General features: G+C 71.5%; 16 protein-coding genes. 11 read left to right on the top strand and 5 right to left on the bottom strand.

Annotated features, from left to right (window positions below):
- Positions 1–168 precede the first annotated feature (168 nt).
- Together ACFV46_RS11800 and ACFV46_RS11795 are read left to right on the top strand one after the other, a co-directional pair.
- The gene (locus tag ACFV46_RS11800; protein ID WP_385497913.1) at positions 169–570 is read left to right on the top strand and encodes a VOC family protein; all 402 of its coding nucleotides are present in this window, start codon (positions 169–171) and stop codon (positions 568–570) included.
- The gene (locus ACFV46_RS11795; RefSeq protein WP_385497912.1) at positions 567–1,073 is read left to right on the top strand and encodes a DinB family protein; all 507 of its coding nucleotides are present in this window, start codon (positions 567–569) and stop codon (positions 1,071–1,073) included. The genes ACFV46_RS11800 and ACFV46_RS11795 overlap by 4 nt, the downstream gene beginning before the upstream one ends.
- Before the next feature lie 191 nt (positions 1,074–1,264).
- On the opposite strand, the gene ACFV46_RS11790 is transcribed toward ACFV46_RS11795, so the two are convergent.
- Both ACFV46_RS11790 and ACFV46_RS11785 read right to left on the bottom strand, forming a co-directional pair.
- Positions 1,265–1,642: a fic family toxin-antitoxin system, toxin component gene (locus tag ACFV46_RS11790; RefSeq protein WP_361932521.1), complete on the bottom strand. Its 378-nt coding sequence runs from the start codon at positions 1,640–1,642 to the stop codon at positions 1,265–1,267.
- A complete protein-coding gene (locus ACFV46_RS11785) occupies positions 1,642–1,887 on the bottom strand; it encodes a hypothetical protein (RefSeq protein WP_376728317.1) in 246 nt (81 codons plus the stop codon). The genes ACFV46_RS11790 and ACFV46_RS11785 overlap by 1 nt, the downstream gene beginning before the upstream one ends.
- Before the next feature lie 339 nt (positions 1,888–2,226).
- On the opposite strand from ACFV46_RS11785, the gene ACFV46_RS11780 reads away from it, so the two are divergent.
- The 4 genes from ACFV46_RS11780 to infA all read left to right on the top strand — a co-directional run bounded on the left by ACFV46_RS11780 (position 2,227) and on the right by infA (position 7,975).
- Entirely contained in the window at positions 2,227–5,004 is a 2,778-nt protein-coding gene (locus ACFV46_RS11780) for a glycosyl hydrolase (RefSeq protein WP_385497911.1), read from the top strand.
- Between the two features lie 249 nt (positions 5,005–5,253).
- Positions 5,254–6,681: a M1 family metallopeptidase gene (locus tag ACFV46_RS11775; RefSeq protein WP_385497910.1), complete on the top strand. Its 1,428-nt coding sequence runs from the start codon at positions 5,254–5,256 to the stop codon at positions 6,679–6,681.
- Between the two features lie 281 nt (positions 6,682–6,962).
- Positions 6,963–7,754, top strand: a complete 792-nt coding sequence (locus ACFV46_RS11770) for a GNAT family N-acetyltransferase (protein WP_385497909.1) — start codon at positions 6,963–6,965, stop codon at positions 7,752–7,754.
- The gene (gene infA / locus ACFV46_RS11765; RefSeq protein ID WP_361932506.1) at positions 7,751–7,975 is read left to right on the top strand and encodes a translation initiation factor IF-1; all 225 of its coding nucleotides are present in this window, start codon (positions 7,751–7,753) and stop codon (positions 7,973–7,975) included. The genes ACFV46_RS11770 and infA overlap by 4 nt, the downstream gene beginning before the upstream one ends.
- Positions 7,976–8,022: 47 nt before the next feature.
- Here infA and ACFV46_RS11760 read toward each other — a convergent pair whose 3' ends face one another.
- Both ACFV46_RS11760 and ACFV46_RS11755 read right to left on the bottom strand, forming a co-directional pair.
- A complete protein-coding gene (locus tag ACFV46_RS11760; protein ID WP_385498036.1) occupies positions 8,023–9,324 on the bottom strand; it encodes a phosphatase PAP2 family protein in 1,302 nt (433 codons plus the stop codon).
- A 296-nt stretch (positions 9,325–9,620) separates the two neighbouring features.
- Positions 9,621–11,888 (bottom strand): M4 family metallopeptidase, encoded by a 2,268-nt coding sequence (locus tag ACFV46_RS11755; RefSeq protein ID WP_385497907.1) that lies wholly within the window; start codon positions 11,886–11,888, stop codon positions 9,621–9,623.
- Between the two features lie 548 nt (positions 11,889–12,436).
- Here ACFV46_RS11755 and ACFV46_RS11750 point away from each other — a divergent pair.
- From ACFV46_RS11750 to ACFV46_RS11740, 3 genes are all read left to right on the top strand, one after another.
- Positions 12,437–12,967, top strand: a complete 531-nt coding sequence (locus ACFV46_RS11750) for an ester cyclase (RefSeq protein ID WP_385497906.1) — start codon at positions 12,437–12,439, stop codon at positions 12,965–12,967.
- Between the two features lie 429 nt (positions 12,968–13,396).
- A complete protein-coding gene (locus ACFV46_RS11745; protein ID WP_385497905.1) occupies positions 13,397–14,728 on the top strand; it encodes an SGNH/GDSL hydrolase family protein in 1,332 nt (443 codons plus the stop codon).
- Between the two features lie 73 nt (positions 14,729–14,801).
- A complete protein-coding gene (locus ACFV46_RS11740; protein ID WP_385497904.1) occupies positions 14,802–15,116 on the top strand; it encodes a LuxR family transcriptional regulator in 315 nt (104 codons plus the stop codon).
- Positions 15,117–15,136: 20 nt separating this feature from the next.
- Here the strand turns inward: ACFV46_RS11740 and ACFV46_RS11735 are convergent, their stop codons facing one another.
- On the bottom strand, positions 15,137–15,682 hold the full coding sequence (locus tag ACFV46_RS11735; protein ID WP_361936291.1) for a GNAT family N-acetyltransferase: 546 nt from the start codon (positions 15,680–15,682) through the stop codon (positions 15,137–15,139).
- A 204-nt stretch (positions 15,683–15,886) separates the two neighbouring features.
- Between ACFV46_RS11735 and ACFV46_RS11730 the strand changes: the two genes are divergently transcribed.
- Both ACFV46_RS11730 and ACFV46_RS11725 read left to right on the top strand, forming a co-directional pair.
- A complete protein-coding gene (locus ACFV46_RS11730; protein WP_385497903.1) occupies positions 15,887–16,675 on the top strand; it encodes an SAM-dependent methyltransferase in 789 nt (262 codons plus the stop codon).
- Positions 16,676–16,957: 282 nt separating this feature from the next.
- The gene (locus ACFV46_RS11725; protein ID WP_385497902.1) at positions 16,958–19,807 is read left to right on the top strand and encodes a PQQ-dependent sugar dehydrogenase; all 2,850 of its coding nucleotides are present in this window, start codon (positions 16,958–16,960) and stop codon (positions 19,805–19,807) included.
- The last annotated feature ends 12 nt before the right edge of the window (positions 19,808–19,819 follow it).

Here is a 19,819-nt window from a genome sequence, read left to right as displayed (position 1 = left end):
GCGCGGCCGGCCGGGCACCGGGCCCGCTGTCCGCGCTGCACCGCGTCCACGCCGACCGGCCGCCCCGGGACCGCCCTTTGAGTGCCCCGTCCTGACCCCGTCGGGGCCGAAGGCGGTTTCCGCCGTCGGCTATGCAGCGGACGTCCCGGTGAGAGATCCTCGATCGTCGTGACCCATACGACGACCGAAACCCCGTGGCCCGGAAAGATCAGCGCCCTCACCCTCTTCGTGGAGGACCTGGAGGCCACGAAACGCTTCTACCGCGACGTGTTCCGTCTGCCGGTGACCTACGAGGACGAGAACTCGGCCGTGTTCGACTTCGGCAACACCATCATCAACCTCCTGCGGTCCACCGCCGCGCACGAGTTGATCGACCCGGCGCGGGTCGCCGACCCGGACTCCGGCTCCCGCCTCCAGCTCACGCTTCCCGTGGACGACGTGGACGCGATGTGCAAGGAGCTGACCGCTCGCGGTGTGACGCTGCTGAACGGCCCCATGAACCGCCCCTGGGGCATCCGTACCGCCGGCTTCCGGGATCCGGGCGGCCACATCTGGGAGATCGCACAGTGACCGCGCCCGCGACGACCGAGCTCCAGGCCCTGCTGTCCTTCCTGCACGCCCAGCGCCGCCATGTCCTCGGCATCCTGGAGGGGTTGGACCCGGAGGCCCTGCGGCAGCCCGTGCTGCCGTCGGGGTGGAGCTGCCTCGGGCTCGTCCAGCACCTCACGCTCGACGTCGAGCGGTTCTGGTTCCAGGCCGTGGTCACCGGCGACCCTGCCGTCATCGAGGCCCTGGACGACATCGAGGACGCCTGGCAGGTGTCCCCCGACGTACCGCACACCGAGGTGCTCGACCGGTACCGCAGCGAGGCGGGGCTCTCCGATGCCGTCGTGAACGGCACGGACCCGGACGCCGGGCCGGCCTGGTGGCCCCACCACCTCTTCGGCCCACCGCACCTGCACACCGTCCGGGACGTCCTGCTGCATGTCATCACCGAGACGGCGTGCCACGCCGGACATCTCGACGCGGCACGCGAACTGCTCGACGGACGACGGTGGTTGGTCCTCACCTGAGCCCTCGGTGCGCACGGGCCACGACCCTCAGCCGAGGTCGTGGTCGTGGTCGAACCAGATCCGATGCGTGCCGTCGGTGTCGACGGCCATCCCTCCGGCACCGGGCTCTCATGCTCCGACCGTAGCGAGGGGGTCTGACACGCGCGGCCGGGCCACGGGCACCCCCGGCACCTGGGAGGAGTCGCCCCCGCTCAGGTAGCCGTGGGCCAGCCGCGCAGCAAGGCCGCGATCCGGCCCGCCGTGCACGTCGGGTCCAGAAGCAGGTCCTTGAGGGCCACGGCGTGCTCGCGGGCCGGCTTGACGGTGATCCCGGCCGCCTCCAGGTACATGACGCCGGTCGCGGCCGCCACGGCCATGTTCGAGCGCTCCAGCCAGCGGCACCGCCCGAGCGTGTGCACCAGGGCCGCGGCCTTGGCGTAGGGGCTGTCGTAGACGTGCTGCTCGAACAGCTCGGCCCGGTGGCGCGCGACCGCCGAGACGGGGACGCCGTAGTCGTCGGGCGCGGGGTCGTCCGCCCCGGCGATCTCGGTGACCTGCAGGATCCAGGGGACGTCGATGTGCAGGTCCATCAGGCGGCGCGCACTCCCCCGGCTGCCCGCGCCTGCTCGGCGTCCTCGGCCTCGTCGAAGATCGCCTGGTGCTCCGCGAGGAACCTTCCGGCGGCCTCCACCGCCCGGGCGCGCAGCCCGCTGGCGTCGTCCTGCACGAGCCGGGCGAGGTAGTCCCCGACGCTCAGCCCCAAGTCCGCGGCGCGCTTCCTGGCGAGGTCCGCGATGTCCTCGTCCACGCGCGCGCCCAGCTGTGTCTTCGCCATGCGGGCATGGTAACAGCTGTTACCGACCCTGCGGAAGTCCGACCCGTTCCGCGCGACAGCGAGCGGCCGCCCGCCTCCTTCCAGCGATCGCCCGCGCCTCATGTACCGACCCCGGCCATCGGCCCGTCCCACGCCCCGATCACAGAGTCACTTCACCTCAACTCCCCCACCGCACAACCCCCTTCACATCAGACCGTCAACATGCGAAGACAAAACGGATTTCAACTACCGGCTGCGTTCAACGCATTGACACGCTCATTACGCAGCATTTACGTTCCGGCCATCTGAGAGCGCTCTCAAACTCTCGGACTCCCCTCCTGTGAAGACTTGAGGTGCCCCATGCGATCCCCACGCACCAGACCGGCGGCAGTCCTGCTGCTGGCCTCAGCTCTCGCCGCCTTCGGGCTGGGCCCGGCCGCGACTCCGGCGGCCGCGGCCACCGTGCCCGTAGGCTCCGGCAGTTACTCCGACACCCGGCCCTCCGGCACGTCGGGCCCCACCACCAACACAGGAACACCCGTCACCCCCAAGGTGACGGCCGCCGCCCGGAACCGGCCCGTCCCCACCAACGACTGGTGGTCCTCCCTGGCCTTCCAGCGGTACGGCGACAACCCGTGGTCGACCCCCATGTACGGCCACCCGCTCACCTACCAGGCCACGGCCGGCGGCCTCGACGTCGGCTACCCGACCTCCCCGGCGATCGTCGGCGACGGACGCCAGTACGAGTTCGCCCACAAGCGCGACCTCACCATCGGGCTGACCGGCCTCAACTCCCCCGACACCAAGGCCGACGACTGGTCCGACTGGACGGTCACCCCCCTGTGGTCCGACGGCACCCGCACCCTGCGGACCACCATCGGCCACGGCTCCCCGTTCGTATACGCCAAGGGCACGGGCGGCAACGCCCAGATCACCACCGCCGGAGCGCCCACCGTCTTCGCCGACCAGGGCAACGTCCTCGGCATCACCGTCGCCGGGCACCACTACGCGCTGTTCGCGCCGAGCGGCAGCGACTGGAACGTCTCCGGCTCCACCGTCACCGCGGGACTCGGCGGCAAGGACTACTTCTCCGTCGCCGTGCTGCCGTCCACCGGCGCCCTGGCGACCTTCACGAAGTACGCCTTCAGCTTCGTCACCGACTCCAAGGCGACCTGGAGCTACAGCGGCGGCACCGTCCGGGCCACGTACACCCTCACCACGGAGGCGAAGGAGGGCAGCGAGCGCGGCACGCTCCAGGCCCTCTACCGCCACCAGTGGCTCCACACCTCGGACGCGCTGACCTCGTACACCTACGTCTCGCCGCGCGGCACCATGAAGGTGCGCGAAGGGGCCTCGTTCACCACGACCCAGAAGGCGTCGGCGGTGCTGCCCGCGCTGCCCAAGTCGGACGGGGTGGACGCGGCACGGCTGCGGGGCTACCTCAACGACGTCGTGAACGCCTCGGACCCGTTCTCCGGCGCGTCCGACACGTACTGGACCGGCAAGGCTCTCGGCCGTCTCGCCCAACTGGTGCCCGTCGCCGACCAGATCGGGGAGACCGGCGTCCGCGACCGGATGCTGAACCTGATGAAGGGCAAGCTGCAGGACTGGTTCACGGCAGGCGGCGCCAACGAGTTCAGCTACGACAAGGACTGGAAGACGCTCACCGGCTACCCCGCCTCCTACGGCAGCGACACCGAGCTGAACGACCACCACTTCCACTACGGCTACTACGTCTACGCGGCGGCGATCGTCGCCCAGTACGACCCGTCCTGGGCCGCCGACTCCGCGTGGGGCGGCATGGTCAAGACGCTCGTCCGGGACACCGCCAACCCGAGCCGCACCGACTCCGCGTTCCCCTTCCTGCGCGGCTTCGACGTCTACGCCGGGCACAGCTGGGCCTCCGGTCACCAGGGGTTCGCCGCCGGCAACAACCAGGAGTCCTCCTCCGAGTCCACCAACCTCAGCGCGGCCCTCGTCCTGTGGGGCTCCGCCACCGGTGACACCTCGCTGCGCGACCTCGGCACGTTCCTGCTGACCACGGAGTCGGAGGCGATCGCGCAGTACTGGTTCGACGCCGACGAGCAGGTCTTCCCCTCCTCCTTCGGGCACGACACGGCCGGCATGGTGTGGGGCAGCGGCGCCGCCTACGCCACCTGGTGGACGGCCAACCCCGAGGAGATCCACGGCATCAACGTCCTCCCGGTGACCGGTGGTTCGCTCCACCTCGGTGGGGAGAAGGCCGCGATCCGGCGCAACATCGCGGAGATGGAACGGGAGAACGGGGGCCCGGCCGTCGAATGGCGGGACATCCTCTGGGAGTTCCAGTCCTTCGCCGATCCGGCGACGGCCAAGTCCAAGTGGGACGCCGGGAACGGCGGTTACACCCCGGAGGAGGGCGAGTCCAAGGCGCACACGTACCACTGGATCGGCACCCTCGACGCGCTGGGTGCCCCGGACGCCTCCGTCACCGGTGACATCCCGACCTCCGCCGTCTTCACCAAGGGTTCGACGCGGACCTACGTGGCCCACAACCACGGCTCGTCGGCCCGGACCGTGACCTTCTCCGACGGCAAGACGCTGTCGGTGCCCGCGCGTTCGACGGCCAGCGGCACGGGGTCCGGGTCGCAGGACCCCGATCCCGACCCGGACCCGCCCACGGGGAACGTCTTCCAGCTGCGGGGCGGCGGCGTCCTCACGACCGCGACCGGCGGCACGGCGGGCAGCGACACGATCCCGTCGGCGGGCGGCACCAACCACGACGGCGCCCCGTACCAGCCCCTCGTCTACGAGGCGCGGGGAGTCAACGGCACGCTCACCTCGGGCGCCGGCACCACCTTCCGGCTCCAGGTCGACGCGGGCACCACGGTCGGCCTCGGCCAGCAGGCCCGGATCAGCTACGACCTGACCGGTGACGGCACCTTCGACCGGACGGAGACGTACAACTACTTCGCCACCGACCCGGTCACCGGCTGGGAGGAGTACAGCCAGGCCCGGGGCCTCAAGTCCAGCACGGGCACCCTGGGCAACCTCAAGGGCGGCACCGTGCGCCTGGAGGTGTGGAGCGCCATCGGCAACGGCTCCTCGAAGCTGCAGACCGGCACCGACAAGTCGGTGGTGGTGATCCCCTTCAGCTGATCACCACCAGCTGACGCCTTCCGGCGGATCCCTTTCAGCCCGCCGGTGGCAGCCGCGCGGCGGACGACGGGCCCCCCCCCCTTCGTCCGCCGCGCGGACGCGTGCCACCCGCACGGGTGAGCGTGACTGCGGACAGCCCACTCCGGGCGGCGCCCCCACGGAAATTGACCTGAACATGGGAAAACCGGGCTCGCGCCGCCTCTAGTCTGGCGGCCAGCCGATCTTCAGCCACCCCCTTCAGGAGTTCCCGTGACGTCACCGAGCAGCCTGCCCGCCCGGCGCATACCCACCCCGCTCCGCCGCAAGGCGCTCCTCGCCGCCGTCCCCGTGACCGTGACGGCGCTCCTCGTCGGCGCGGGACCCGCGGTGGCCCACGGCACCGGTTCGGCGGGCGTCGGTGACCCGTACTTCCCGCTGGCCGGCAACGGCGGCTACCACGTGGGGCACTACGACCTGACGCTGCGCTACGACACCGGCAGCCGGCGTCTGGAGGGCCGGGCCGTCCTCACCGCCCGCGCCACGCAGCGCCTCACCCGCTTCGACCTCGACCTCAAGGGCCTGAAGGTCACCTCGGTCACCGTCGACCGCGCGCCGGCGGAGTTCCGCCGCTCCGGGCAGGAACTCGTCGTCACCCCGCGCCGCGCGCTGTCCGCCGGCCGGGCGTTCCGCGTCACCGTCGAGTACCACGGAACCCCGAAGCCGGTCACCGACCCGGACGGCTCCGCCGACGGCTGGATCCCCACCGACGACGGCGCCTTCGTGGCGGGCGAGCCGCAGGGCGCGATGACGTGGTTCCCGGTGAACAACCACCCCACCGACAAGTCGACATACGACTTCACCGTCACGGTGCCGCAGGGGCGTACGGCGGTGGCCAACGGCGTGCTGCGCGGACAGCGCACCGCGCACGGCCGCACCACGTTCCGCTGGCACGCGGCCGAGCCCATGGCCGCCTACCTGGCCACCGTCACCGTCGGAACGTTCAAGGTCGAGCAGTACACCACCCGGGACGGCGTCAAGGTCTACAACGCCGTCGATCCGCGGGAGGCCCGGGCGGCGGCTCCGGTGCTGAAGAAGCTGCCCGAGGTGCTCTCCTGGGAGAGCGGGCTGTTCGGGCCGTACCCGTTCCGCGCGGCCGGCTCGATCGTCGACCACGCCCCGGACGTCGGCTACGCCCTGGAGACCCAGACCCGGCCGCTGTACGACTCCGCGCCCGACCTCCCCACGCTGGTGCACGAGAGCGCCCACCAGTGGTTCGGCGACTCGGTGTCCCTGACCACGTGGAAGGACATCTGGCTCAACGAGGGCTTCGCCACGTACGCCGAATGGCTGTACGACGAGCAGCACGGCGGCGACAGCGCGCAGAAGACCTTCGACGCCCTGTACGCCCGTCCCGCGAGCGACGAACTGTGGGCGTACCCGCCCGCCGACCCGGGCAGCGGCGAGAACATCTTCGGAACGCCCGTGTACGCGCGCGGCGCGATGGCCCTGCACGAACTGCGGCGCGCAGTCGGCGACAAGACGTTCCTGCGCATCCTGCGCGCCTGGGCGACGGCGCACCGCGACGGGCACGGCACGACGGCCCAGTTCGTGAAGCTCGCCGAGGCCACGTCGGGCAAGCCGCTGGACGGCCTGTTCCAGACCTGGCTGTTCTCCGAGGGCAAGCCGCGCCGCGCCTGAGCCGGCCGGCGGGGTCCATCGACACGGGCGAACAGGTGGCGCCGCGCTGTGACGTCACCTGTCGCCGTGACGCTCGCGATGGCGTGGAGCTGGGCGTTAATGAGTGGAGCGGCCCACCGTGCCGCTGCTACGTTCGCGGTGGACCGTCGAGTCGTCGGAGGAGGTGAGCCCCGTGAACACAGTCACCCGTGGGTGCTCCCTCATCCCGTCACGGTCCGGCGGCTGACGTTCGGTGTCGCCAGGAGCGCCTGAGATCGAGGCTCTCCTGGAAGGGGACTCCGATGGATTCAAGGTCTTGCGCAACAGGTCCGGCCGAGCACGCGACGCTGGTCACGCGGGTCGCGTACGGGCAGTGGCACGCCCTGGAGGACGACCTGGTGGTCGGCCGGGGGTATCTGCAGCACCGGCCCGACGGACGGCTGTTCATCAGTGTCGACGCCTGGCACGGCGCCGCCTTCGCGGGGCTCGCCGAGGCGATGACCGCGGCGCTTCCGGCACCGTTGCACACCGTGGTCGACGAGGCCGACACCGAGCTGACGGCCCACTGGCGGCGGGCCGGTTTCACGCTCGCGCGCCGGGAAGTGGAGTACGCCGTGCCCACCGACCCGGAGGTCACGGGGCTCCGTGCGGCCGTACCGCCGCCGGGCGTGAGCGTCGTGCCCGCCGGGCGGGCGGACGAGGGCATGCTGCGGGAGGTGGACCGTGCCATCCGTGCCGAGGTCGAGGCGACCGTCGGCTGGCGGTCGATGCCCGCGGAGGTGGTGCCCCGTGCCGAGGGCGACACCCTCGTCGACCCGTCGCTGTACGCGGTGGCCGCCGCGCCCGAACGCTATCTGGGGCTGATCCGGGTGGTCCGGGTCAAGCGGCCGCGGATCGGGCTGCTCGCGGTGCGGGCGGATGAACGCCGTCGCGGCGTCGGGCGGGCGCTGCTCGCCCATGCGCTGGGGGTGCTCCACCGGTCCGGGATCTCCGAGGCGTGGACCGAGGTCGACGCCTCGAACGCGGCGGCGTCGGCGCTGTTCCGTGGCGCCGGGGCGCGGCAGGTGGGCAGCACGCTGGAGCTGGTCCGATGACGGCGAACAAGAACGTCATCGAGGTCGAGGGCAGGGTCGTCGAGTGCCTGCGCAGCGCCATGTTCACCGTGGAGCTGGAGAACGGGCACCAGGTGCTCGCGCACATCAGCGGGAAGATCCGCAAGCACTACATCCGGATCATGCTGGGCGACCGGGTCCTGGTGGAGCTTCCGCCGTACGACCTGGCGCGGGGGCGGATCGTGTTCCGGTACCGGAACTAGGACGCTGATGGACGTGGGGCCCGGTCCTGGACCGGGCCCCACGTCCGTCAGACCGGTTCGGGGTGCGGGCTCGGCCGCCGGGCCGGGGCCGGCCCCGTCTCGGCGTCCCAGAGTCGGGTCGTGCGCACGTAGACGTAGACCACCGAGGCCATCGCCGTCACCAGCAGCGGTCCCCAGAGGCGCGGGTGCACGGCCATCTCCACCGGCAGGTAGCGGTAGCTGAGAAGGAGTGCGGTGAACACCGCCGTGCCGTACGAGACCAGCGCGATCGCCGGTCGGTCCCAGCCTCGCTCCTGCGCGCGCAGCGCCCCCTCGATCGTCAGCGCGAACACCACGCCGGCGAGCAGGTCCACGCCGTAGTGGTAGCCGAAGCCGAGCGTGGCGGTGAGGGTGGCGACCAGCCAGAAGGTGCCCGCGTAGCGCAGCAGGCGCGGGGCCTTGCGGGTGTGGATGAAGATCGCGATGCTCCAGGCCGTGTGCAGGCTCGGCATGCAGTTGCGCGGGGTGATCCCGTCGTACGGCATCGGGTGCGGGGTGCTGAGGGGCGGCGGGGTGTGGGGCCACAGGTTGACCAGCGCCCACTCCACGCCGCCGGTTCCGGACGCGCCGGGGCCGTAGGCGAAGACGGGGCCGACCACCGGGAAGATCATGTAGAAGGCCGGGCCGAGCAGGCCGATGACCAGGAAGGTGCGGACCAGGTGGTGGCGCGGGAAGCGGCGTTCGGCGGCCACGTTGCGCAGCTGGTACAGGGCGACGACGACGGCGGCCACGGCGAGCTGGGCGTAGACGAGCTGGACGACGGTGTTGCCGACCGGCCCGGTGGCCTCGAGCATCCGGCCGACGAGCCACGACGGGTCGCCGAGGGCGCGGTCGGCGGTGGCGACGTAGGGATCGAGCACCATGGTGCGGGTCTTGGCCGTGATGATCAGCCAGGTGTCACCGGTCTTGCGGCCCGCTATGAGCAGGAAGGCCAGTCCGACGCCCTTGAGCAGGAGGGTGCGTTCGGCGCCGCTGCGGCGGATCACGGCGATGACCGCGAACGCCAGGATCACCCAGAGCGCGCCGCTGCCGAGGAAGTACTCACTGGGCGCCGCGACGCCGAACGCGCCGCGTATCAGGGCGAGGACGACGTCGATGCCGATCGCGACGCCCGCCGCGAGGAGGCGTTCCCGCCAGGTGAGCACCACCATCAGCAGGGCCAGACCGGCGTAGAGCGGTCCCGGTTTCGGCGCGTACACGAGGTCCTTGACCTGACTGGTCATCGGTCCCTCGACGCCGATGCGACGCGCGGCGACCTCCAGCGCGACCAGGAAGCCGAGGACCGCCAGACCGGCCGCGGTCCAGAACATCGCCCGTGGCCGGCGCCACAGGGCGGGGCGTTCGGCCGTGTCCGTGTCGCTCGGAGAGGTCCGCGGCGATATGGAACTCACCTTTGGGCCCGATGTGTCATGGGCAACCAAGCCACCTTTCGCGTCGCCCGGCGCGCCCTCCTGGGTGGGACCGCCGTCGGTGCGCACATGGTATCCGGGCGCCGGAGGGCGTTTTCCGCTGGTCATCGGCAGCCCGCCGGTCGCCCGCCGCACCTCGTGACGGCGCCGCCGTCCGGGCCCCGAAGGGTCCGGACGGCGGCGCGCGGTGACCTGGGTCAGGGGGTGAGGGTCCAGCGGGCGATGTAGCCGACGTCGATGGACGCCCGGTCCTGCACGCGCAGCGCCCAGGTGCCGTTGAGCGGCTCGGCCGAGGCGTCGACGGTGAAGGTCTGGTCGACGTTGTCGGCGGAGCCTCCGCTGCGGTTGAGCAGCGGGTAGACGGTGCCGTCGGGGCCGACGAGGTCGACGACGAGGTCACCACGGTAGGTGTGGACGATGTTGACGTACACCGAGGTGGTCGCGGAGGCGTTGCCCTCGCGGCCGGTGATGGTCACCGGGGACTGGACGGCCGCCCCGTTGTCCGGGATGTCCACGCGCGTACTGTTCGCGTAGACGTAGGCGATCTGCCAGGTGAAGGTGTCCGAGGCGGTGGCACCCGTGCTGTCGGTGACCGTGACGGTGACGTCACTGGTGCCGAGGGTGGCCGGGGTGCCGCTGATCAGTCCGGTCGGGCTGATGCTCAGGCCCTCGGGCAGCCCCTCGGCCTCGTAGGTGAGGCTCGCCCCGGAGTTGGTGGTGTAGGCGTCCAGCTGGAGACCGACCTCCTGATTGACGCCGCTGATCTGGTCGGCGACCGGGGCCAGGTTCACGCCGAGCGCGATCCGGTTGCCGACGTTGATGCCGGCCCAGGCGTCGGCGACGGCGAGGTAGGTCGGGCTGTAGGCGCCGAAGAGGTCCGCGGCGGCGGACAGGGTGGCGGTGCGGGCACCGGCGTAGTTGGTCGTCGACGTCATGTACGTCGTCAGCGCGCGGTACCAGATGGCGGCGGCGTTCTCGATGCCGATGCCGGTGACGGGCTGCCCGTCGTAGGTCGGGCTGTCGTAGGCGACGCCGTTGACGGTCTTCGGGCCGCTGCCCTCGGACAGCAGGTAGAAGAAGTGGTTCGCCGGACCGGAGGAGTAGTGGACGTCGATGCCGCCCAGGGTGGAGCTCCAGTTGTCCTTCGAGGCGCCGTCCTTGGACGGCTTGTCCATGTAGCGCAGCGGGGTGCCGTCGCCGTTGATGTCGATCTTCTCGCCGACGAAGTAGTCCCCGGGGTCGGCGGGCAGGTTCTCGTGGAACTCGACGGCCGCGGCGAAGATGTCGGAGGTGGCCTCGTTGAGGCCGCCGGACTCGCCGGAGTACACCAGGCCGGCGGTGGCGGCCGTGACACCGTGGCTCATCTCGTGGGCGGCCACGTCGAGGGCGGTCAGCGGGTGGGTGTTGCCCGAGCCGTCGCCGTACGTCATGCAGAAGCAGGAGTCCTGCCAGAAGGCGTTGACGTAGTTGTTGCCGTAGTGGGCGCGGCTGTAGGCGGCGACTCCGTCGTTGCGGATGCCGTTGCGGCCGTAGGTGTCCTTGTAGTAGTCCCAGGTCGCCGCGGCGCCGAAGGCCACGTCCACGCCCGCGGTCTGGCGGTTGGAGGGCTGCCCGTTGCCCCAGACATCGTTGTCGTCCGTGAAGAGGGTGCCGGTGCCCGAGGTGCCCTGGTTCAGGTCGTACGTCTTCTGGTCGGCCCGGTCCGGGTCGATGAGCTGGTACGTCGAGCCGGACGGGGTGGTGCCGATCTCGACCTGGCCGACGAACTGGCCCGTGCCGGACCCGGTGTGCACCTTCTCGGCGGCCAGGAGCCGCTTGCCGGTGGCGGCGTCGGTGACGACCTGGAGTTCGCTGGGGGTGCCGTCCTTCTGGACGCCCTCGACGACGGTCTCCCAGGCGAGCACGGGCTTGCCGCTGCCGGCCCAGACGACCAGGCGGGGCGCCCGCTCGGTCTCGGGGCTCTTGACGTCGGCCTTCTTCGACACGCCGAGGGCCTTGGCGGCCGCGCCGGAGGACGTCACCTTCGGGCTGAGCGAGGACAGCGCGAGCGTCGCCTTGCCGGCCTTGGTGACGGTCGTACGGCCGCTCTTGTCGTGGACGACGAGGTCGCCGCCGAGGACGGGGAGTCCGGCGTAGGTGCGTTCGTAGCGGGTGTGCGTGGTGCCGTCGGCGTCCTTGACGACGTCCTTGACGAGGAGTTTCTCCTTGCCGCCGAGGCCGATCCGCTGTGCGGTGCCGGCCGCCTTCGACTGGGCGCTCTTGATGAGGGCCGTGCGGCGGGCGGGGGTCAGGGAGGCCGGGGCGGCGCCCGCCCGGGGGGTGGCGGTGATCTTCGCGGGTCCCGGGTCGGCCGGCGCGGCGGCGGCGAGACCGGGGGCGGCCAGGGCCAGCAGGGCCCCGACTGCCGTGAGGGCTATGCCGGTTGCGCGTCTGCGCCGGACGAGGGCGCGGTGTCGCAGGGACAAGGTGACTCCTTCAGGACGACGGTCGGCCCGGGTGGGGACCGTGGACGAGAGGGCCGGCGGGGTGGGCCGGTCCTTTGCGCTGCACGGCATGCGGGTGGAAGGAGGTGGGGGGTGGGAACGCCCGCCGCGTGATGACCTCGTGGACGGACGGTGAACTCGAGCAGAAGGGTGACACCGGAGCCTTGCATTTGTCATGAGACTGCCAAGGCGACGGCTTGAATTGCCCCTGCAAGTCGGGCAAATGGGCGCGGGGTACGCGGAATTTCGGCCTCGGGGATGGCGCGGCGGGGCGGAGGGACTTTCGGCCGGGATGGGGCACCAGCGTCTGCGTGTGCGGCCGGAGCCTGTGCGCGTTACCTCACGCTCGAAACACTTGACGCCCTGTCAAGCAGCGCCGCATGCTTGATGCGTCAAGTAAATCGGTGTCAGCGGGCACCGACTGCTACGTCTTTCAGGAGTGCTCAGTGTTCTTCAGTAAGACCCGTGAGGCCGTATCCACCCCTGCCGGTCCTCCGGCGCCGCGGCGACGCCGGAAGACGGTCGGCGTCATGATCGGCGTCGCCGCCGTGGCCATGACCGCGCTGGCCGTCCCGGCCTCGGCGCAGGGCCGGGGAACGCACCACGGCCCGACCGGCCAGTCCCCTCACCACTACCTGTCGCCGCTGCAGGTGACCTCGGCGTACTACGCCAGCTACAACGGCGACCTGGCAGCGGGCTTCGACCGCTACATCTCCAAGGACCTCGTCCTCCACGGGTTCAACGGGCCGGAGAATCGCGAGGACTGGCTCAAGGGTGATCTCGACATCAAGGCCGGGTTGACCGGCTTCAAGATGACCGTCCTGGACCAGATCGTGGAGGGCGACAAGGTCGTCACCCGCTGGAGCTTCGCCGGCCGTCACACCGGAACGGTCTTCGGCATCCCGGCGTCCGGCCGAGACGTGCAGCTCAGCGGCATCTCCATCGACCGCGTCATACACGGTCAGTCCGTGGAGCACTGGTCGGAGGGGAACTTCGGCGTGTTCCTTGACGAGCTCCGCGGTGAGACGCCCCCGGGCACCGTTCACCCCACCACCAAGTAGACGCCGCGCCAGCCACCCGGCCTTGGCACACGGCCCTGACCTGAGCCCAGTGGCAGACGCCCCGGGTGCACTGCGTGCGCGCTGCACCCGGGGCGTCCACGCCGGGAAGTGAACGCGCAGACCCGCCCACCCTTGGTGGTCGAGGGCGCCGCGGCCGCCTGCGCCGGATTCGATGCCGGCGTCATCGAGTCCAGCCACGTCTCCAGCAGGGCGCGTTCGTCGGCGTGCGGGGGCGGTACGGGCGTCCGTCCGGTGTCGTGGTCGTCGTCGTCCCACCGTGGCAGCGACGGGCCTGACGCGCGGGCGACTTCGCCGGCGACGAACGCACGGCGTGTGCCTGTACCCGTCATCGATCGGGGTTGCCCTTACCGGGGCGGGGAAAGGCTCTTCACGCTCGTGACACCCGTCCCACGGGAAGGACAGGAACCAATGAGCTCTCTTCTCCCCCGCGTCCCCGACCGCCCCGGCCGCCGCAGCCGTCTCCGGCGCCTCCGGGCGGGCCGCCTCGCCGCCGCCCTCGCGTTCGCGCTGACGACGTCGGTGGTCGCCGCCTCCGCCCCCAGCGCCGCCGGGGCGCAGCGGCCGCCGGCCTCGAAAGGCTGGTTCACCTCCTGGGCGAGCTCCCAACAGGGGCTCGCATCCGAGCAGTTGAACGACCAGTCGGTGCGCATGATCAGCCATCTGAGCCAGGGCGGCGACGCGCTCCGGGTCCGTCTGCAGAACACCTTCGGGAAGACACCGCTGACGGTGACGGCGGCGACCGTCGCGCACAGCGACGGTGCCGGCGCCGCGACGGACGGCGCCCCCGTCCCCGTCACCTTCGCCGGGAGCCGCACGGTCGTCGTGCCGGCCGGGGGCGAGGTGTGGAGCGATCCGGCCCGGTTCCGCACGGCCGCCCAGGACGACATCGCGGTGTCCGTCTCCGTGTCCGGCACGGTGGCCGCGGGCATCCACAACAGCGCGTTCCGCACCAACTACCTGACCCCGCCCGGCTCCGGCGACCACACCGCCGACGCCTCGGGCACCGCGTACACGCGCACGACGGGCGCCACCTATCTCGTCAGCGCCGTCGACGTGCACGACCCACGGCTGCGCGGCACGCTCGTCGCGTACGGCAGTTCGGTGGTCGACGGCACAGGGTCGACCGACTGCGGGCCGGGCTGCCGGCGTCCGGGCGAGAACCTGCGGTGGACGGACGGCCTCGCCCGACGCATCGCCCAGGAGCTGCCCGCCGACCGGCAGTTCACCGTCGCCAACGCCGGCATCGGCGGGACCACCAGCGCCGCCACCTGCCCCCGCATGGATCCGTCGCTGCGCGGACTGGACGCGGTGTCGCGCCTGGAACGCGACGTCCTCGCCCTGCACGGGGTCACCGGCGTCCTCTACTACTACGGCACCAACGACCTCGCGGCCGGGTGCGAGGCCGAGCCGATCCTGGACAGCTACCGGGACGTCTTCCGGCGGCTGCGGGCCGCGGGCGTCAAGGTGTACGTCACGCCCATCACCCCGCGCCCCGGCTACTCGGACCAGAACAACCGGGACCGGCACACCGTCGGCACGTTCGTCTCGACGTGGAACACCTGCGCCGGCACCTGTGACGGCGTGCTGCCCTTCGACCAGGTGCTGAGGGACCCGGTGAAGCCGAACAGCATCAACCCGCCCTACGACACCGGGGACGGCGTGCACGCCAACATCGCCGGTCAGCAGGCCCTCGCGGACATCGTGTCGCTCCCCATGCTGGCGGCGTCGGCGTCCCGCTGAACACGCCCGGCGGGGCGGTGACTTCGGTCGGCCCGCAGGGGAATCCGCCCCGGACGAACCGGCCGCCGCCGTCATGCGGGACAGCAATCCGCCCGCCGCCCCCATCGCACGGGTCGAGCGGTACTGGGAGGACGCGGTCCCACTGGACGTCGACGACTCGGGGCCGGTGGCGGGAACGTACGGCGTCGGCGGCCGTACCCGCGGTCCGCGACGAACCGGGCGTCTGCCCGCCCTGCCGGTGGCCGGGGTCGCCGGCAAGGAGGTGGCCACCCAGCTGGGCCTGAGCCGGCGCACGGTCCAGCGGCGCATCCAGCGCCGGATGGAACTCGCCGGCGCGGCGGCCCGCATGCAGCCGGCGTGGCAGGCCGCGCGTCGGGGATGGCGGTAGGGCGTCGCGCAGAGCCCGGGTCACCCGGCGGGCGCCACCGGAGCCCGCCGGCCGAGCCACTGCTCGGCGCCCCACGCCCGGAACACCTCCACCTCGGTGAACCCGAGCTTCGCCGCGAGACGCAGGGAGCGGGCGTTGGCGGTCTGCGTGGCGAGCACCACCGGCTCACCGGGCAGGAAGGCGTCGATCCAGCCGAGCGCCGCCGCGCACGCCTCGACGGCGTACCCGTGTCCCCACACCCGGGGCAGGAACAGATAGCCGAGGTCGACCTTCCCCACGGCCGCCGCCGTGCGGTGCTCGGTGACCCTCCGGACCAGGACGTGCCCGATCATCCGCCCGTCGAGCTCGACGACGAAGCTTCCGGGCCACGGCTCGGGCACCGCGGGCACCTCCCGCTCGAGTTCGTCCCGCTCCCGGGGACCTCCGAGGTAGGTGTGCACCTCCGGTGACGCCAGCAGCTCGATGAAGGTCGCCCTGTCCCGCGCCTCGGCGGCACGCAGCACGAGCCGTTCGGTCCTGATCGGTGCCGGCGGCCAGGTGACGGGTCCGAGGTCGGGTTCGGTCATGCACGGCAGGCTAGGGGAATCCGGTTCCGTCCGTGTGCCGACCCGGCACGGCACCGGCCACGGGGGGTGCCGGGAGCGCAACCCGTTACGAGGCGGCCGGGTCTCCTCGCCAACTCCCGGTGCATACACGCAAGATGGTTGAGCGACGTAAGATCGTCCCGCGAACCGCGGTCCGTTCTCCCCCACCGGCGCGATGGAGCTGACATGACGACCGATTCCCAGCCGTCCCCGCAGATCGACACCAGCAGGGCCCATCCGGCCCGTGTGTACGACTGGCTGCTCGGCGGCAAGGACAACTACCCCGTGGACGAGGCGGTGGGTGAGCGGCTGCCTCCGGAGGCACGCGACGGCGCCCGGCAGAACCGGCAGTTCATGCACCGGGCCGCCGCCTGGCTCGCCTCCCAGGGCACCGGCCAGTTCCTCGACATAGGCACCGGCATCCCCACCGAGCCGAACCTCCACCAGGTCGTGCAGCACGTCGTGCCGTCCGCCAAGGTCGTGTACGCCGACAACGACCCGATCGTCCTGAGGCACGCCGAGGCGCTGCTGATCAGCGCGCCCGAGGGGGCGACCGACTACATCCAGGCGGACGTGCGCGACCCGGGGTCGATCGTCAGGCACGCCCGGCGCGTCCTGGACTTCGACCGGCCCGTCGCGCTGTCCCTCATCGCCCTGATGCACTTCATCAGCGACGAGCAGGACGCCCACGGCATCGTCCGCGCCCTGGTCGACACCCTGCCCTCGGGCAGCCACCTGATCCTGTCGCACGCCTCGTCCGACCTGTTCCCCGAGCTCTCGGACCAGGTGGTCGCCGAGTACGCGAAGGGCGGCATCCAGCTCGCGTTCCGGCCGCGACCGGAGGTGGAGCGCTTCTTCGACGGGCTGGACCTCGTGGCGCCGGGCCTGGTGACGGCCACCGAGTGGGCGCCGTCCTCCCCCGCTGCCGAGGCGGAGCCGAGCGGCATCTACGCGGGCGTGGCGCGCGTGCGCTGAGCCGCCTCCGCGAAGCAGGCGGAGCCGGGCACCGCGCGGAAGGCCGGGGCCCGGCTCCGCCACTTTGTCTCCGCCATGAGAAAAGTAGCGAGATCTTGTGCGGAAGGGGTTACGGGCGCGGACGAAGCCCGCTAACTTCCGGGAATTGAAGCGTTCATGAGGCCGACGGTACCCGTGGGCCTGTGCTCGACGGCGCGACGGCGCGCGCCCGCAACCCCCCACCGGCGGCCGTCCGGCGTTCCTCCGGCGACCGCCGCCACCCCGTCTCCCATGGAGTACTCCATGCGCACGAGATCGCCCTCGCTCAGACGTGTCCGTACGGCGCTGCCGGCCGTGGTGTGCGCGCTGGCCCTGGCCCTGCCACTGGGCCCCGCCGCCGCCTCCCCCGGCGGCGAGCCCGCCTCCCCCGCGGCGGCGGCCGAGGACTTCCAGCAGGTCACCCTGGCCAAGGGGGTCGCCGAGACCGGCGAACCCATGACGATGACGGTGCTGCCGGACCGCTCGGTACTGCACACCGCGCGGGACGGCACGCTCCGTCGCACCGACGCGGCCGGCACCACCACCGTGGCGGGCAGGCTCGAGGTCTACAGCCACGACGAGGAGGGCCTGCAGGGCGTCGCCGCGGATCCCGGCTTCACGTCGAACCGGTTCGTCTACCTGTACTACGCCCCGAAGCTCAACACACCAAGTGGTGACGCCCCTTCGGACGGGAGCGCCTCGGACTTCACGCCGTTCGACGGGGTGAACCGGCTGTCGCGGTTCGTCCTGAAGAGCGACAACACGCTCGACCTCGCCAGCGAGAAGAAGATCCTGGACGTGCCCGCCTCCCGCGGCCTGTGCTGCCACGTCGGCGGCGACATCGACTTCGACGCGGCGGGCAACCTGTACCTGTCGACCGGTGACGACTCCAACCCCTTCGCCTCCGACGGCTTCACGCCGATCGACGAGCGCGCCTCCCGCAACCCTGCGTACGACGCTCAGCGTTCGGCCGGCAACACCAACGACCTGCGCGGCAAGATCCTGCGGATCAAGGTCGCGGCCGACGGCTCGTACACGATCCCGTCCGGGAACCTCTTCGCGCCCGGCACCGCGAAGACCCGGCCCGAGATCTACGCGATGGGCTTCCGCAACCCGTTCCGGATGAGCGTCGACCGGGCCACGGGAATCGTCTACGTCGGCGACTACGGCCCCGACTCCGGCACCGCGAGCCCCTCCCGGGGCCCCGCAGGGCAGGTCGAGTTCAACCGCGTCACCAAGGCCGGCAACTTCGGCTGGCCGTACTGCACCGGCAAGAACGACGCCTACGTGGACTTCGACTTCGCGAGCAGCACGTCCGGGGCCCGGTTCGACTGCGCGGCACCGAGGAACACCTCGCCGCGCAACACCGGCCTGACCGAACTGCCGCCCGCCCAGCCTGCCTGGATCCCCTACGACGGCAACTCGGTCCCGGAGTTCGGCAACGGCTCGGAGTCCCCCATGGGCGGCCCCGTCTACCGCTACGACGCCGCCTCCTCCTCGGACGTGAAGTTCCCGCAGGAGTACGACGGCGACTTCTTCGCCGGCGAGTTCGGCCGCCGCTGGATCAAGCGGATCGAGGCCGGCGGCGACGGCACCGTGCAGTCCATCAACGCCTTCCCCTGGACCGGTACCCAGGTGATGGACATGGCCTTCGGCCCGGACGGCGCCCTGTACGTCCTGGACTACGGCACCGGGTACTTCAACGGGGACGAGAACTCCGCGCTGTACCGCATCGAGCATGTGACGGGCGGGCGCGCCCCGTTGGCGCAGGCCAAGGCGAGCGTCACCTCCGGCAGGGCCCCGTTGTCCGTGTCGTTCTCGTCGGCCGGCAGCAGCGACCCCGACGGGGACACGCTGAGTTACGCGTGGACGTTCGGCGACGGGGGGACCTCCACGGCCGCGAACCCGTCCCACACCTACACCGCCGAGGGCCAGTACACGGCCACGCTGAAGGTCACCGACCCCGGCGGCAAGTCCGCCACGGCCTCCGTGCAGATCACCGTCGGCAACACCGCCCCGACCGTGCGGATCGACACGCCCGCCGACGGGCAGATCTACGACTTCGGCGCCGCCATCCCGTTCAAGGTGACCGTGACCGACCCGGAGGACGGGACGATCGACTGCTCCCGGGTGAAGGTCACCTTCATCATCGGGCACGACAGTCACGGGCATCCGCAGACCTCCGCCACCGGCTGCACGGGCACCCTCCAGACCCTGGCGGACGGGGAGCACGACCCGAACGCCAACATCTTCGGGGTCGTCGACGCCGAGTACACCGACAAGGGCGCGGCGGGCCAGCCCGCGCTGACGACGCACGACCAGCGGGTCACCCAGCCCAGCCACCGGCAGGCCGAGCACTACGGCGGCTCCGCGGGCGTGCAGATCATCCAGAAGACACCGGCCCACGGCGGCCGTACGGTCGGTGAGATCCACAACGGCGACTGGATCTCCTTCACGCCGTACAACCTGGCGAACGCCCGGACGTTCACCGCACGGGTCTCCTCGGCGGGCGCCGGCGGCACCATCGAGGTGCGGACCGGCTCCGCGACCGGCACACTGCTCGGCACGGTGACCGTGCCCGTCACCGGCGGCTGGGAGACCTTCCAGGACGTCACGACGTCCCTGAGCAACCAGCCGGCCGCGTCGACCCCCCTCTTCCTCGTCTTCAAGGGTGGCAGCGGCGCCCTGTTCGACGTGGACGACTTCTCCTTCAGCACCGCCTCCGGCGGCGCTCGTTCGGGCGAGGTGCGGGGTGTGAACGGCAAGTGCCTGGACGTCGACAACGCGGGCACCGCCGACGGCACCAAGGTGCAGATCTGGACGTGCAACACCAGCGCCGCCCAGCGCTGGACCGTCGGCACCGACAACACCTTCCGCGCCCTCGGCAAATGCCTCGACATCGACAACGCCGGCACCGCCGACGGCACCAAGATCCAGCTGTGGACCTGCAACGGAACCGCAGCCCAACTGTGGGCCCCACAGTCCGACGGCACCGTCCGCAATCCCCTCTCCGGCAAATGCCTCGACGCCTCGGGCGGCACCTGGAACGACGGCACCCCCGTCCACCTGTGGACCTGCCACACCGGCCCCAACCAGAAATGGACCCTGCCGTAGAAGGGAGGCACC

The organism is Streptomyces sp. NPDC059852 (assembly GCF_042731455.1).
In the GTDB taxonomy this organism is placed as follows: Bacteria; Actinomycetota; Actinomycetes; order Streptomycetales; family Streptomycetaceae; genus Streptomyces.
Note: the sequence above shows the minus strand (reverse complement) of the source record. Positions and strands in the feature narration are given on the sequence as shown.